The sequence below is a fragment of the Dyella sp. PARNA 12/25 genome (assembly GCF_055702865.1).
On the sequence record NZ_JBVQCI010000022.1, the window covers coordinates 1 to 15,676 of the forward strand.

The following is a 15,676-nucleotide window of genomic DNA, read 5'->3' on the forward strand; positions in this document are numbered from 1 at the left end:
GGCTTTTCGACAGGACATCCTTGTCCTGTCGAAAAGGGATCGGCGTCCTGCCGATCCCCCTGCGGGCCTGATCGTCCCCCCCTCACCGCCGCACAGGGGGCCCGACGATCAAGAGCGAAAGGCCAGGAGCCGGAGCCAACGCCGCCTTGTAGGAGCGCACTTGTGCGCGACCGCAGCGTGTTGTCGCTTCCTCACCGATTGGCTTTCGCGTGTCCTACCGCTGAGCTAGAACCCGGCGCTGCGGTCGCGCACGAGTGCGCTCCTACAGAAATGCCGGGACGCCATGTCGCAAAGCGAGCCGCCGCTTTAAGCCCTCTTGGTGTCGACGCGTTGCGGGGTAGCCGCAGTGTGGCGACGCTGCGCCTGTCGCAATCCGGGCTCCGGAACCTTCGAGGCTTGTATTCCACACGATGCAGAGCTCCTCAGGGCCTCGGCGCGTTGCGGTTTAGCCGTACCGTGTATCGGATGGATCGTGCGGTGCCGTTTACCGAGGCCTTCAAGGCTTGTATTCCACACGACGCCACGAGAGCTCTAAAGGCCGTTTTCTTTGGGTTACTTTTCTTTTGGGCCAGCAAAAGAAAAGTGACTCGGCCTTCGGCAGAAGGTCGAAACGCCCGCCGCGTAGGCGGCACCCTGGCGGGAACACGGCAACCAAAGGCCAAGAGCAAAGCCACTAGATGACCAGCCATTCGGCTTTTGAAAAGCACCTCCTGTCTTCCCCGCGATGACGGTTCTTTCGCGATGGTGAGGCAAGGGCGCCCCCTCACCCAGCCCACTTCCCCACGAGAAAAACCTTCGCTCACTCAAAGCGCAGATCGGCGTTCAACTAGAACCTTGCGCCGCAAAATACCGCGCCGGCGGCTGCCCAAAACTCCTCCGAAACATCGCCACAAACGCACTCACACTCGCGTACCCCAACGCATCCGCCACCGCCGACACCGGCTCCCCATCCGCCAACCGCTCAAGCCCCCGCGACAGGCGCGCCAACTGCCGCCACTGCGCAAAACTCAACGCCGTCTCGCTGCGGAACAAGCGACTAAGACTGCGCGACGACAAACCCGCCCACGCGGCCCATTCGTCCAGGCCACGGTTGTCGTTAGGGTTCTCCAGCAAAGCCACCGCAATGCGCAAGGCACGCCGATCCATCGGCATCGGCAAATGCAAACGTTCGCGCTGGGCGCAGCAAATCTCTTCCAGCAGCACGGCCGTGATGCGCTCCTGGCTTTCATCCAACTGCGTTTCCCACACCCATGAGCTGGCACGACGCACCAACGCGCGCATCAGCTCGGTGACGCCGAGCACGCACGGCTCGGTGGGCAGACAGCCGCAATCGAGCGGGGTCACAAACACGCCCCAGCCGGTCATGGGGCCGCTGATGGTGACGGTGTGCTCCACATCGGGCGGCATCCAGCCGGCGCGATGGGGCGGCAGCAGCCAGGAGCCCTTCGCCGTGCGCACGTGCACGAGCCCGCTTTCCACGCAATACAACTGCCCACGTGCGTGGGAATGCCAGCCGTACTCACGCGTGCTCTCGTTGTATTCGCTGGCGGCTTCGCCCTCGGTCCAATAAGCAATCACCGACGGACCTTCGAGGCGCTCGATCATGGCGTGGAATCGCGCCTCGTCGTTTTCCTTGAGATGTCCCATGGCTGGTTCTCGATAAAAGTTGACCAAATAACGCTAACAGTAACCTGGCGGTCTGCTCAATCATGCTGGCCTGGTTTCCGCCGCGGCTGCCGCTGCGGAGCGAACGTGTCGTCGGTAGCGGTTCGCCGCACCCCTGCCATTCCTCCTGCTTGATCTCTCATGGTCACGCCCGCACCCGACTACACGTCCTAGTTGCATCAGAGAGCGCCATCCCCGGGGCGAAAAGGGAGCAAAGCCATGTCGATCAATGTCATACGAGCGCCTGAAGCCATCAGTAGCGTCCATAACCTGACCGCACCGCTGGAGGCTTTTGTGGCGTGTGCCCATCAGATGCTGGATCCCGGCACCCCCGAGCCGGTGCGGCGGGCGATGGAGCCTCGCCTGCTGGCGCTGCTGCCCTCAGTGAAGGCGTTGGGGGTGTTCGAGCTGTTCGAATTGCGCGATCCGGCGTTGCGGGCCTGGCTGGCGGACGAGTTGGCGGGGAGCATGAACTGACCGCGCTCAGAAACCTTGCCGAAACAAAATAGAACCAGAACATATTTGCCTTGACAAATATACTTTCGGCAATAGAATGCGCGTCCATGATCCAGAGTCCCCCACCGCCATCGGGTCGCCCAGAGAGCCTTGGTGTGCTCATTGGGCTCGTGCGTACCGAGCTGGTGCGCAGCGTCGAAGCTGAGTTGCAGTCGTCCGGTGTCGACCTGCGCTTTACCCAGTTCCTGATCCTGAAGCGGTTGGCCATGCTCGGCCCGATGTCGGCCAGCGAGCTGGCCCGTTCGGTGGAACTGGATGGCGGCGCCATGACCCGCCAGCTCGACCAACTGGAGGGTCGCGGACTGCTTCGCAGGCAGCCACATGAGATGGATCGCCGCGCCCTGCGCATTGCCTTGACCCCGGAAGGTGACGCCCTCTGGCGTCGCATGGCGGTTTGCAACGAGCGCGTGCTCGAGGCCGCCCAGCGGGCCCTGAGCAAAACCGAACAACTGCAATTGCATGACTACCTGGGGCGCGTGCTCGACGCGCTCCGCGACAAGACCTGAACCGTTTTCTTTCTGGAATCCAAGCCCATGCGTCTGCAACTCCTTGCGGCAGCCACCGGCATCACCCTCGCTCTGGCGGGTTGCGTCAGCAGTGGCGGCTTGCATCCGTCGGGTTCGCTGATCGACGCCCTCACCCTCAAGAGTGATCGCAGCCTGTCCGACGTGAAGGTTTCCCCTGCCGCGTGGCCGGCCGAAGACTGGTGGACGGGGCTGGGCGATCCCCAGCTCAGTGCGCTGATCACCGAAGCGCTGAAGGACAACCCCAGCCTTGCCGTCGCCGATGCGCGCGCCCGCCAGGCGCAGGCGCAGGCCGGCGCGGCCGATGCGGAGCGCGGCCCCAACGTGAACGCGGGCGCCAACATCATTGGCCAGCGCCTGCCGCTGACCGCTGCGCCGCCGGAGCTCGGTGGTGGTCACTTCACCTGGTTCAAGGACGCCCGCGTCGGCTTCAGCTGGGGCCTGGACCTGTGGGGTGGCAAGCGCGCCGCGTGGGAAGCCGCGCTGGGCCAGCAGCGTGCAGCGGAAATCGAATCGCAGGCGGCTCGCATCGAACTCTCTACCAATGTGGCTCGCGCCTATGTGCAGCTCGGCTACGCCTACGCGCAACAGGATGTTGCCAAGGCCGAACAGGACCGCGCCAACACCGCACGCCAACTGACCCAGCAGCGCGTTGCGGCCGGTCTCGACAGCCAGCTGCAGCTCAAGCAAAGCGACACCGAACTGGCCAATGCCGATCAGCAGCTCGCTGCCGCCAAGCGCGCCATCGATGCCGCCCGCTCGTCGCTCGCGGTGTTGCTGGGCAAGGGCCCGGATCGTGGCCTCGACATCACACGTCCGCAGCAGCTGGAGCCGGTGGCGCTAGCCGCACCCGCCGACCTGCCGGTCGAGCTGCTGGGCCATCGCCCCGACCTGGTGGCCGCGCGTTGGCAGGTGGAAGCGGCTGGCAAGGAGATCAAGGTCGCCAAGACCGAGTTCTTGCCCAACGTCAGCATCAGCGCGATGGCGGGTGTTGCCGCCGCCGGCAGCATCAACCCGCTGCAGTTGCCGGCGCGCTTCTACACGTTTGGCCCGTCGATCAGCCTGCCGATTTTCGACGGTGGTCGCCTGCGCTCGAACCTCGCCGGCAAAGACGCGCAGTACGACGAAGCCGTGGCGCGCTACAACCAGACCCTGGTCAGCGCAGTAAATGAAGTGGCGGACAACTACGACGCCGTGCAGTCCTCGCTGGAACAGGTCGCCGCGCAGCAGCGCGCAGTCGATGCCGCCACCACGGCATGGCAGCTGTCCCAGCAGCGCTACAAGTCCGGCGTCGGCAGCTACCTCGAAGCGCTAATCGTGCGTCAACAGCTTCTGACCGCGCAGCAAAAGATGGCCGCGCTCAAGTCGCAGCAGGTCGAATCCTCTGTGCAACTTATTCAGTCCCTCGGCGGTGGTTTCCGTCCGCAGGGCGCCACGGCGCAGACCGTAGCTCAAACCTCCCCCGAACATTCGCTCTGAAGGCACTCCCCATGTCTAACCAGACCCCACTCGCGGCCGACAACACGGCCGCCGTCCAGCCTCCCAAAAACCGCCGTGGCCTCATGCTCAAGGCGCTCGGCGCCGTGATCGTGCTCGCCGTCGCCGGCTGGAGTGCCTACTACTTCCTCGACGGCCGCTGGTACGAAGGTACCGACGACGCGTACGTCAACGGCAACCTCGTGCAGATCACCCCGCAGGTGCCCGGCTCCGTCATCACCATTGGCGCTGACGACGGTGACCTTGTGCACGCAGGCGATGTACTGGTGAAGCTCGACCCGGCCGATGCCGACGTCGCGTTGCAGCAGGCCAAGGCCAACCTCGCCAGCGCGGTGCGCCGCGTGCGCGGCTTGTACAGCAACGTGAGCGGCGCCCAGGCCGAAGTGGCCGTGCGCAAGACGGCGGTGGACAAGGCCCAGGCCGACTACGACCGCCGCCGCGATCTCGCCAAGTCCGGCGCCATCTCGGCCGAAGAACTGTCGCACGCGCTCGATGCCCTCACGACCGCACAGAGCGCAATGACCACGGCGCAACAGCAGTTCCAGAGCAACAAGGTGCTGGTGGACGACACCGTGGTCGCTTCGCATCCGGACGTCCAGACGGCTGCCGCGCACCTGCGCGCCGCCTATCTCGACGACGTGCGCACCGCGATCATTGCGCCGGTAGATGGCTATGTCGCCAAGCGTTCGGTGCAGCTGGGCCAGCGCGTGGCGCCGGGCACGCCGTTGATGGCTGTGGTGCCGCTGCACCAAGTGTGGATCGACGCCAACTTCAAGGAAACGCAGCTCGCCAATATGCGCATTGGCCAGCCGGTGGAGGTGCGTGCGGACGTCTATGGCGGTTCTGTCACCTACAAGGCCAAGGTGGAAAGCCTCGGCGTGGGTACGGGCAGCGCGTTCTCGCTGCTGCCGGCGCAGAACGCCACCGGCAACTGGATCAAGATCGTGCAGCGTGTGCCCGTGCGCGTGTTCTTCACCGACGCCAAGCAGCTCGATGAGCATCCGCTGCGCATCGGCCTGTCGACCAAGGTGGATGTGAACCTGCATGACCAGTCCGGTCCGCTGCTGGCCAAGCAGGCGCCCACGCAGCCTGCCTTCAGCACCGACGTGTACCAGCAGCAGCTGGCCAAGGCCGACGGCATCATCCAGGACATCATCCACGCCAACACCAGCGGTGACCGCGAAGTCCGCCGCACCGACAGCGACACCCAGGCGCGTCGCTGAGCGCATAGGCAAACGCAGTCACATCGCGCCGGCACCATGCCGGCGCTTCACCCTTCAAGGTTACTTGTGCGATGAGCAGTGAATTTCGTCCGCCCAACCTGGCGCTGACTACGGTCGGCCTCTCGTTGGCGACCTTCATGCAGGTGCTCGATACGACCATCGCCAACGTGTCGCTGCCGACCATCGCCGGCAACCTCGGCGTGAGCGTCAACCAGAGCACCTGGGTCATCACTTCGTTTGCCGTGAGCACCGCCATTGCGCTGCCGCTCACCGGCTTCCTCACCCGTCGCGTTGGCGAGGTGCGGTTGTTCATCTGGTCGACGCTGCTGTTCTCGGTCGCATCGTTCCTGTGCGGTCTCGCCCAGAGCATGCCGATGCTGATTCTGTTCCGTGCCCTGCAGGGTGCGGTCGCCGGCCCGATGTATCCGATCACGCAGAGTCTGCTGATCTCGATCTATCCACCTGCCAAACGCGGCATGGCGCTGGCGCTATTGGCCATGGTGACGGTGGTCGCGCCTATTGCAGGCCCGATCCTTGGTGGCTGGATCACCGACAATTACTCGTGGCCGTGGATCTTCTTTATCAACGTGCCCATCGGCATCTTCGCCAGCATGGTGGTCGCCAACCAGATGAAGCTGCGCGTGGACACCACATCGCGGCCGAAGGTGGATTACGTTGGTCTGATCACGCTGATCGTCGGCGTGGGCGCATTGCAGATCGTGCTCGACAAAGGCAACGACGAAGACTGGTTCAGCTCGCCCTTCATCGTCATCACCACCATCGTGTCGGTGGTTGCGCTGGCGGTGTTCCTGATCTGGGAACTCACCGACGACGAGCCCATCGTCAACCTGCGCCTGCTGCGCCATCACAACTTCCGCACTGGCACGATCGCGCTGGTGCTGGCCTACGCCGCCTTTTTTGCAATTGGTCTGCTGGTGCCGCAGTGGCTGCAGCGAAATGTCGGCTATACCTCCACCTGGGCCGGCTTCGCGGCGGCACCGCTAGGTATTTTGCCCGTCATGCTGACCTTTATCGTCGGCAAGTACGGTCCACGAACCGACATGCGCCTGCTCGCCTCGTGCGCGTTTTTGATCATGGGCGCAACGTGTTTCCTGCGCTCCAACTTCTTCCTGCAAGTGGACTTCATGCACATCGCTGGCGTGCAGTTGTTCCAGGGATTGGGCGTCGCGTTGTTCTTCATGCCGGTGACGACGATCTTGCTTTCGGACCTCAAGCCCAACGAGATCGCGTCAGGTGGTGGTTTGGCAACGTTCCTGCGTACGCTGGGTGCGAGTTTTTCGGCTTCGCTCACCACGTTCCTGTGGGATCACCGTGCCATCGTGCATCACGCGCATTTGAGCGAGCACATCACGCCTTACGATCCGGCGGCGCAGACGGCGCTGCAGTCGGTGGGTGTGACGGGGCAGGCGAGCAATGCGTTTCTGGATCAGATGATTACTCAGCAGGCCTATCAGATCTCGTTCAACGAGGTGTTCCACATGCTGGGGTGGGTTTTCCTGAGTCTGATTCTGGTGGTTTGGCTGGCGCGGCCGCCGTTTACGGCTAAGGGTGGGCCGGGGGCGGATCACTGATCGCGTTGGGTTGTTTTGGTTAGAAAGGGCCGCATTGCTGCGGCCTTCTTTGAATCGCGCGCACTCGGGGTTCACCAATTTCGAGTTGGGTACGCGAGAACGCGTGTTCCCCTCACCGTCGCATACCCCTTCACCGTCATCCCCGCGAATGCGGGAGGCGCTTTTCAACAGCCGAATGGCTGGTCATCCAGTGACTTTCGCCTTTGACCTATCGGTACCGCCAGGGTGCCGCCTACGACGCGAAGCTAGTCCCTGTGGGACGCGGCGGGCGTTTCGATCGTCTGCCGACGCTCGAGTCACTTTTCTTTTGCTGGCCCAAAAGTCCCACGGGGATTAGCTTCGCGTCAAAAGTAACCCAAAGAAAACGGCCTCCAGAGCAAGGTTGTCGTAGCGCCGTGTTGAATAAGAGCTCTGGCGGCCGCGAAGCCCGGAACGTCACGTTCGCCCGACATGCGTGACGGCTACACCGCAACGCGCCCAGGCGAAGAGGGCTTAAAGCAGTTGCTGGCTTCGTTAGTAGTTATGGAAGCGAGCAATGCACCGCACTTCTCCCTCTCCCCTTCGGGGAGAGGGCTGGGGTGAGGGGTCAATCTTGCCCCAGCGCAGAATTCGAAGCGCATCTGCTTCTTTTCTCGCTTCAGGGGGGCTATGCGCGCAGCCTGCAGGCGAGTAATTTACTGGACTTGTCAGTATTAGAAATGGCTCGACACGGAGCGATTAGCTCTCATCCGGGAGGAGCCGGCGCCTAAGCCTTGCCCCAACGCAGGCAGCCAACTAGTCCCGAACGGCGCGTAAAATACGCCGAAGACACCACAAAGTGACGCAATTGAACGGCTTTGCCCGAATCGGCGCCGCCATCAAGCGATCATCAAAGCCTATTGACGCCCAAATATTACCCGGAGAATATACGCACACTTTTAAACCCGGATAAAACCATGTCGCCGCTGGAATCCTCCATCTGCATCGCTTTCGATGGCCACCGCTGCATCGCCTCGGGCGCTTTGGTCAGCGTAGTGCTCGCCACCAAGCACGCCATAGACGCGGGTGTCGCGGGGCCTGTGTTGATATTCGATGACCACAGCAGTCTGCCGGTGGAAGTGGATTTGCGTGGTTCGCTGGATGATGTGCTGGCGCGTTTGCCGTCACAGGTCGAGCCGGCAGATGAGTCGGTGGCACGTGGTCCGGGACGGCCCAAGCTGGGCGTGGTGGCGCGTGAAGTGACTTTGCTGCCGCGTCATTGGGATTGGCTGGCTGCACAACCGGGCGGTGCTTCCGCCACTTTGCGGCGCTTGGTGGAGGATGCACGACGCCAGAGTCGCGAGCGTGATCGCGCGCGCCAGGCGGGTGAGGCGGTGGATCGTTTCATGTTGGCCATGGCTGGCGATCTGCCGAACTACGAGGAAGCCACGCGCGCCTTCTGGCGTCAGGAGCGCGAACGCTTCGAGCAACTGACGGAGACATGGCCCGCTGATGTAAGCGCGCATGTGCGACGCTTGGCGTCCCGGGCCTGGGACGTTGATGAAGCTGCTGCCTGACCCCTTTTCTCACTTCCCTTCTTCTTTCACGCGGAACTTATTCGATGTCTTCCATTGCCGCCAGGCAGCCCTTGCTTACTGAAGGCCCGATTGCACGGACGCTGTTGATGTTCGCGTTGCCGATTCTGGGCAGCACGGTGTTGCAGTCGCTCAACGCGTCGGTCAATGCGATGTGGATCGGCCACTATCTCGGCGAATCCGCACTTACCGCCATCAGCAACGCCAACCAGATCCTGTTTCTGCTACTGAGCGCGGTGTTCGGCGTGAGCATGGCCTGCACCATCCTGGTGGGGCAGAGCCTGGGTGCGCGCAATATTCTGGAAGCGAAGCGTGTGGTGGGTACCGGCGTCACCTTCTTTGGCTGCGTGTCGGTGGCCATGGCCATCTTTGGCTATGTCGCCACGCCCTGGATGTTGGCGCGCATGGGCACCCCGACGGATGCGCTGGAATTTGCCGTGCCCTACCTGCACATCATCTTCATCGCCTTGCCGTCGATGTACTTCTACAACTTCCTGATGATGACGTTGCGCGGCGCGGGCGATGCACGCACGCCCTTCATGTTCATGATTCTGTCGGTGCTGTTGGATATCGTGCTCAACCCGATACTGATTTTCGGCGTCGGTCCCTTTCCGCGCATGGGCATTGCCGGTTCGGCCACGGCGACCCTCATCGCGCAGACGGTCGCGCTGTTCGCACTGTTGAGCACCTTGTATGCGCGCAAGCATTTCCTGCGCCTCACGAGTAGCGAACGCCGCTACCTCTGGCCGGATTGGGACATCCTGCGCGCGCTTGTGTTCAAAGGCCTGCCCATGGGCCTGCAGATGATCGTGATTTCGTCCTCGATGATCCTGATGCTGAGCCTGGTCAACGGTTTTGGCTCACATACCGTCGCTGCCTACGGCGCCGCCGCGCAGCTGTGGAACTACGTGCAGATGCCGGCCATGGCCATCGGTGCCGCCGTGTCGTCGATGGCTGCACAGAACGTGGGTGCAAGGCTGTGGGATCGCGTCAATCGCATCGCGCGCGTAGGTGTTGGCTACAACTTCCTGTTGGGCGGCACGCTGATCCTGCTGATCTATCTCTTCAATCAGACCGTGCTCGGCCTGTTCCTTCCCAACGACGCCGCCGCACTGTCACTGGCACAGCATCTCAATGCCATCGTGATCTGGTCGTACCTGTTCTTCGGCATCACCTTCGTGCTGTTCGGCGTGGTGCGTTCCACCGGCGCGGTGTGGCCACCGCTGATCATCCTGTTCATCTCGATGTGGCTGATCCGACCGCCGTTCGCTCTCTCCCTGATGCCAAGCATCGGCGCCGATGCCATCTGGTGGAGCTTCCCGCTGGGCTCGCTGGCCTCGATGCTGATGGCCATGGGTTACTACCGCTGGGGCGGCTGGCGCAAAGCACACATGCTGTCCAAGTCCGTTCCCATGGGCAATGCGACCAGCACGGCGACGGAAGCCGCGCCGGCGACCGCCGAATAAGCCTTACTGCCATGCCACTGTCACCCACGCTTTCTAACGTGGGTGATATGGCAGGCTCCAACCGCTCTCTTTCACCTGACGAACACGTGATCGCGTGAGTCTCACGCGTCGCGAATTCCTGCGTGGTCTCGTCGATTTCGTAGGCGCTGCCACGGCTGCCGACATGGGGCTGCTGGCCCGATCGGAACCATCACCGAAGATGGATCACATGGTGCGCAAGGCCATGCCGCAACTGGCCGCGCCCAATGTGCCACTGGTGAATCCGGTGACGTTCGAACGCTTCGTGGATCCCCTACCGATACCAGCCGTAGCGAAGCCTGTCGGCGAACGTACTCATCCGGCCTATCCGGGAAAATCGCTGCCCTTCTATCGCATGGAGATGCGCGCGTTTAGCGCAGCGCTGCATCGCGACCTGCCGCCGACGCCGCTGTGGGGATACGGCGGCACATTTCCGGGGCCCACCCTGCAGGTCACGCGTCAACAGCCTGTGTTGGTGGAATGGGTCAACAGCCTGCCCACCCAACACTTCCTGCCGATCGATCACACCCTCCATGGTGCCGAGCGCAACAAACCTGAAGTACGCACCGTTGCACACGTCCACGGTGCTCGTGCACCCGCTGCCAGCGACGGCTATCCCGAGGCATGGTTTACGCCCGGCAAGTCAGCGCTCTATCACTACCCCAACGCACAAGATGCAACCACGCTGTGGTACCACGACCACGCCATGGGCATCACGCGGCTCAATATTTACGCCGGCCTGCTCGGTGCCTACATCGTGCGCGATGCCGAAGAACAAGCGCTGGGCCTGCCATCTGGCGAACAAGACGTACCGTTGATCCTGTGCGATCGCCTGATCGGCACCGACGGTCAGCTCTACTATCCCGTCTCGGATGATCCCGACGCACCGTGGGTTTCCGAGTGCAACGGCAACGCCATCCTGTGCAACGGCAAGCTGTATCCGTACATGGAGGTGGAGCCGCGACGCTATCGACTGCGCCTGATCAACGCCGCCAACACGCGCTTCTACGAACTATCGCTCGCCAATGGACGGCCATTCCTCCAGATCGGCAGCGACCAAGGCCTGCTCGCTGCACCCATCGAACGCACGCGCATCACCTTGTATCCCGCAGAACGCGCCGACGTCATCGTCGACTTCTCCGGCATGGACGGCAAACAGATCCAGCTACGCCAGCAGTCCGAACCCATCATGGCCTTCCGTGTACGCGATCGCGGCCGCCGTGACACCAGCGCGATGCCGACCACATTACGCACAGTCGAACGCATCGATTCCGCCAGCGCGACACGTGATCGCATACTCACACTAGGCGAACAGGATGATGCCGGCGGCCGCCCCATGATGATGCTGCTCAACGGCAAACACTGGTCCGCACCCATCACCGAGAATCCGCGCCAGAACAGTGTGGAAACCTGGAGCCTGGTAAACCTCACCGGCGACGTACACCCCGTGCATCTGCACCTCGTACGCTTCCAGATACTCGACCGTCGGCCGTTCGACCTGTTCGTATGGAACGCCACCAAAACCCTTAAATACACCGGCCCCGCGCTACCGCCGCCGCCCGAGGAGATGGGTTGGAAAGACACCGTGCGCGCTGATCCAGGCATGGTCACGCGCATCATTGCGCGCTTTGAAGGCGAGCCCGGTCGTTATGTGTGGCATTGCCATCTGCTGGAGCATGAGGACAACGACATGATGCGGCCATTTGAGGTGTTGCCGGGTTGAGCGTTGGTGCGCAATCGCGAATCTTGTGCCCCTCAAAAAAGGGGACGGGGAAGTGAGAGGCGCATGCGCGAACGTATCAAACGCAACGAGCTGCGGCACGACGGCCTCGCAAGATTGCCCCCTCTGCCCAACCCTCTCCCACAAGGGGAGAGGGGGCAAAAAGCGAAAGAGCAAAAGGGCAAAGCCGCGCTGCTTTAGGTCCTCTTTGCGATGGCGCGTTGCGGTGTAGCCGTACCGTGTGTCGGGCGATCGTGACGATCCGGGCTTCGTCAGCGTCAAAGCTCTTATTCAACACGGTGCTACGACAACCTCGTTTTTGAGGCCATTTTCTTTGGGTTACTTTTCTTTGACTCCGGGCATCCTGCCCTCCGCCCTTCGGGCCGGCTTCGCCGTTCGCACGCGCTCCTGCGCGTGCGTGGGCCAGCAAAAGAAAAGTGACTCGAGCGCCGGCAGGGGATCGAAACGCCCGCCGCGTCCCACGGGGACTAGCTTCGCGTCGTAGGCGGCACGCTGGCCCTATTGCTCGACCAAGGCCACGAGCAAAGTCACTGGATCGCCGCTTGACCAGCCTTCGGCTGTTGAAAAGCGCCTCGCGGGGATGACGGTGAGGGAAACACGCGTCCTTGCAAGCCCCCGACTTGTACCCGCTTTTGAGGCTCACCCCAACCATCCCCCCAAAAAGGCGAGGGAGAAAGCGTGTGCACCACCACATTCCTGACAGCTCATCTAAACGCCCCCTGAGCAGTAATTTCTTACTACTCCAACATCACTTCAGCATCACTCATCACGCTCATACCAGCCACACCACAAACTCCCCCACGCAAACCCTTACGCCGTAGCCCCACTGTCACGTAACCCGCCCCCACTGTCGCAAAACCGCCAATGGACCGTCATCCACGCGGACCAGACTCCCCGCCGGTCAGCGCACCAACGTTGCGCACGTGCGCCGGCTAATCAGGGGGACCACTCGATTGCAGCCCGCGCAGGGTGATTTCAGGAGATTGAAGTCATGTCTATGACGCATGTCCGCAAGCGGTTACTGCCGTTTGTCATCGGTACACTCGCCGCCGGTATTGCCGGCGTTGTAAGCGCACAAACCACGTCCACGTCCGATCAGGATGCAGGCTTCCGCGACCAGGTGCCCGCAGCAGCTGTCGGCAGCCGCGCCGGCCTGCCGGGTGGCATCGCCGTGCTTCACACACCGGGCGATGGTGAAGACCGCAGCGAACACACCCGCACGCCCATCAAGCACGTGATCCTGCTGATCGGCGAGAACCGCACGTTCGATCACGTGTACGCCACGTACACACCGCCCAAGGGGCAGACGGTCAACAACCTGTTGTCGGAAGGCATCGTCAATGCCGATGGCACGCCGGGCCCCAACGTTGCCGCCGCACAGCAGTGGCAAGCCAGCAATACCGGCAAGTTTTCGCTCGCGCCCACGCACACCAGTCCCTATACACAGCTGCCGAAGATGAATACCGGCGGCGCGCCGACGCAAGCGCCGTTCTCTTCCGCCGCGCAAGCGCAAGCGGTGGAGCCTGGCCTGCCGACTGCAGCCTACGGCGAACTCGCCGCTGGCGGTACGGGTTTGCCCAATGGCGTGCTCGACACCCGCTTCCCGGCCAATCTGCCGAACGCTCCAGTGGATATGCATGCGTCGATCAACTACGACGACTACGCCAATAGTCCCGTACATCGCTTCTTCCAGATGTGGCAGCAGCTCGACTGCAGCGTGAGCGCCGCCACCTCGGCCAACCCCAGCGGTTGCCGCATGGATCTGTTTCCGTGGGTGGAAACCTCCATCGGCGCGGGCACCAATGGAAAGAAGCAGGCGGTCGGCTTCAACGACCAGAGCACGCACGAAGGTTCCACCGCGATGCAGTTCCTCAACATCGCCCAGGGTGATGCGCCCTACTTCGCCGAGCTCGCGCGCACCTACACACTGAGCGACAACTTTCATCAATCGGTGATGGGTGGCACCGGTGCCAACCACATCATGCTCGGCTACGGTGACCTGATCTATTACGCCGACGCCAATGGCGAACCGGCCGTGCCGCCGTCCAACCAGATCGAAAACCCCGATACGCAACCGGGCACCAACAACTGGTATGTGCAGGACGGTTACAGTGGCGGCTCCTACGTCAACTGCGCCGATGACACCCAGCCCGGTGTCGCCGCCGTCACGGGCTACCTGAAGTCGCTGCCGTATCACACCTTCCACGGCACCGATTGCCGCCGCGGCGCTTACTACCTGGTGAACAACTACAACCCGGGCTACTTGGGTGATGGCACGCCGGCACCGCTGGGCGCCACGCAGTTCACCATCCCGCCGACACGCCAGGACAACCTCGCCCTGATGCTCACGCGCCACCACGTCACGTGGAAGTACTACGGCGAAGGCTGGGCCGGTGGCAAGGAGAACGGTGAGGCAGGCACCTTCTGCAACATCTGCAACCCGTTCCTGTACTCCACGCAGGTGATGACCAATCCCAAGCTGCGTGCGAACAACCAGGACCTCAACGATCTCTACAACGACATTCAGAACGACACGTTGCCGGCAGTGTCCATCGCCAAGCCGGACGGTATCCTCGACGGTCACCCGGCCTCGTCCAAGCTGGATCTGTTCGAAGGCTACGTAAAGCAGATCGTGGACATGGCCAAGGCCAACCCGAAGGTGTGGGCTGATACGGTGATCATGGTGACCTTCGACGAAGGCGGCGGCTACTACGACTCCGGCTACGTGCAGCCTGTCGACTTCTTCGGCGACGGCACACGCATCCCGCTGCTGGTCATCTCGCGCTTCTCCGAAGGCGGTCGCGTGGTGCACACGTACTACGACCATGTTTCCTTCGACAAATTCGTCGAAGCCAACTGGGACTTGCACGACACCATCTCCCACCGCAGCCGCGACAACCTGCCGAATCCGGTCTCCATGCCCGGCAACCCGTATGTGCCGGTCAACGCCCCGGCCATCGGCAACCTGATGAACATGTTCGAGTTCGATCATCATCACGACAACATGGCATCAGCTGAAACACAGGACTGATGGAATAGGCACCGGCCCCGCTCGCGCATGCGAGCGGGGTTTTCCATTTCGCCCATCCGGAGTCTCTGCATCCATGGACCAGTTCAGCCAACCTGCGCAGGCACGGCGAGGCCACATCGTGGCGCGCGCCATTGCCGTGGTGGTGTTACTGGGTGCAGCGTTGGTCGGCGAGCCAAGCCATGCTGATCCGGGTGATTTTCAGGCCATGCCTGGCTTGTGGAAGATCGTGAAGCACTCCGTCGACCATGGTCATGCGGGCAAGTCAGAAGTGCTATGGCATTGTGTGGATGAAGGTCCTGACCCTTGGGCGGAGTTTGCGGATCTGAGCGTGCCGGGCTACACGCAGTGCAAACGCGGCGATGAACATCGAAGCAGCACGGCGTTGGCCTGGTCGGTCAGCTGTACTGGCTTGGCGGCGCCGGGTGGGCGAGGGCGCGTGGATTTCGATTCGGCGGAGCATTACACCGCCCGTGTGAGTTTGCGGGGGCAGGATGTGGTGCAGGTGGAGGGGCGCCGCTTTGCGGCGTGTACGAGTCCGAACGACTGACCTATCGCGCCGCCTCTCGTCTGCGCGCGAACGGCCCCAAGGCGAAGGCATATGACTTCTCCCTCTCCCCTTCGAGCGATCCGAAGGTAGTTCCTGTGGGAGAGAGTGCCGGGGTGAGGGGCGGGTGCTCGCTATGACCCGTGTTCCACCTCACCGTCATCCCCGCGAAAGCGGGGATCCAGTGACTTTGCTCTTGGCCCTGGTCGAGCAATACGGCCAGCGTGCGGCCTACGCGGCGGGCGTTTCGACCTTCTGCCGAAGGCCGAGTCACTTTTCTTTTGCTGGCCCAAAAGAAAAGTAACC

General features: G+C 62.5%; 11 protein-coding genes. 10 read left to right on the forward strand and 1 reads right to left on the reverse strand.

All coding sequences use genetic code 11. The features are described from left to right. Window positions 1–822 precede the first annotated feature (822 nt). A complete protein-coding gene (locus AC0GUR_RS21410; protein ID WP_472879549.1) occupies window positions 823–1,647 on the reverse strand; it encodes an AraC family transcriptional regulator in 825 nt (274 codons plus the stop codon). Window positions 1,648–1,884: 237 nt separating this feature from the next. Here AC0GUR_RS21410 and AC0GUR_RS21415 point away from each other — a divergent pair, with 237 nt between their 5' ends. The 10 genes from AC0GUR_RS21415 to AC0GUR_RS21460 all read left to right on the forward strand — a co-directional run bounded on the left by AC0GUR_RS21415 (window position 1,885) and on the right by AC0GUR_RS21460 (window position 15,373). Next, complete coding sequence (locus tag AC0GUR_RS21415) at window positions 1,885–2,142, forward strand: hypothetical protein (RefSeq protein WP_472879550.1); 258 nt, start codon at window positions 1,885–1,887, stop codon at window positions 2,140–2,142. Window positions 2,143–2,228: 86 nt separating this feature from the next. Further along, on the forward strand, window positions 2,229–2,687 hold the full coding sequence (locus AC0GUR_RS21420; RefSeq protein ID WP_472879551.1) for a MarR family winged helix-turn-helix transcriptional regulator: 459 nt from the start codon (window positions 2,229–2,231) through the stop codon (window positions 2,685–2,687). Window positions 2,688–2,714: 27 nt separating this feature from the next. Beyond that, window positions 2,715–4,184: an efflux transporter outer membrane subunit gene (locus tag AC0GUR_RS21425; protein WP_472879552.1), complete on the forward strand. Its 1,470-nt coding sequence runs from the start codon at window positions 2,715–2,717 to the stop codon at window positions 4,182–4,184. 11 nt (window positions 4,185–4,195) lie between these two features. After that, the gene (locus AC0GUR_RS21430) at window positions 4,196–5,425 is read left to right on the forward strand and encodes an EmrA/EmrK family multidrug efflux transporter periplasmic adaptor subunit (protein WP_472879553.1); all 1,230 of its coding nucleotides are present in this window, start codon (window positions 4,196–4,198) and stop codon (window positions 5,423–5,425) included. A gap of 71 nt (window positions 5,426–5,496) precedes the next feature. Next, complete coding sequence (locus tag AC0GUR_RS21435; RefSeq protein ID WP_472879554.1) at window positions 5,497–7,017, forward strand: DHA2 family efflux MFS transporter permease subunit; 1,521 nt, start codon at window positions 5,497–5,499, stop codon at window positions 7,015–7,017. Between the two features lie 935 nt (window positions 7,018–7,952). Beyond that, window positions 7,953–8,552 (forward strand): DUF2239 family protein, encoded by a 600-nt coding sequence (locus AC0GUR_RS21440; protein ID WP_472879555.1) that lies wholly within the window; start codon window positions 7,953–7,955, stop codon window positions 8,550–8,552. A gap of 44 nt (window positions 8,553–8,596) precedes the next feature. Then, on the forward strand, window positions 8,597–10,036 hold the full coding sequence (locus AC0GUR_RS21445) for an MATE family efflux transporter (protein ID WP_472879556.1): 1,440 nt from the start codon (window positions 8,597–8,599) through the stop codon (window positions 10,034–10,036). Window positions 10,037–10,130: 94 nt separating this feature from the next. Then, window positions 10,131–11,777, forward strand: coding sequence for a multicopper oxidase family protein (locus AC0GUR_RS21450; RefSeq protein ID WP_472879557.1), 1,647 nt, complete (start codon window positions 10,131–10,133; stop codon window positions 11,775–11,777). Window positions 11,778–12,786: 1,009 nt separating this feature from the next. Then, window positions 12,787–14,826 carry an alkaline phosphatase family protein gene (locus AC0GUR_RS21455; protein WP_472879558.1) on the forward strand — a complete coding sequence of 680 codons (2,040 nt, stop codon included), beginning with the start codon at window positions 12,787–12,789 and terminating at the stop codon, window positions 14,824–14,826. A 73-nt stretch (window positions 14,827–14,899) separates the two neighbouring features. Next, window positions 14,900–15,373 (forward strand): hypothetical protein, encoded by a 474-nt coding sequence (locus AC0GUR_RS21460; RefSeq protein WP_472879559.1) that lies wholly within the window; start codon window positions 14,900–14,902, stop codon window positions 15,371–15,373. Window positions 15,374–15,676 lie beyond the last annotated feature (303 nt).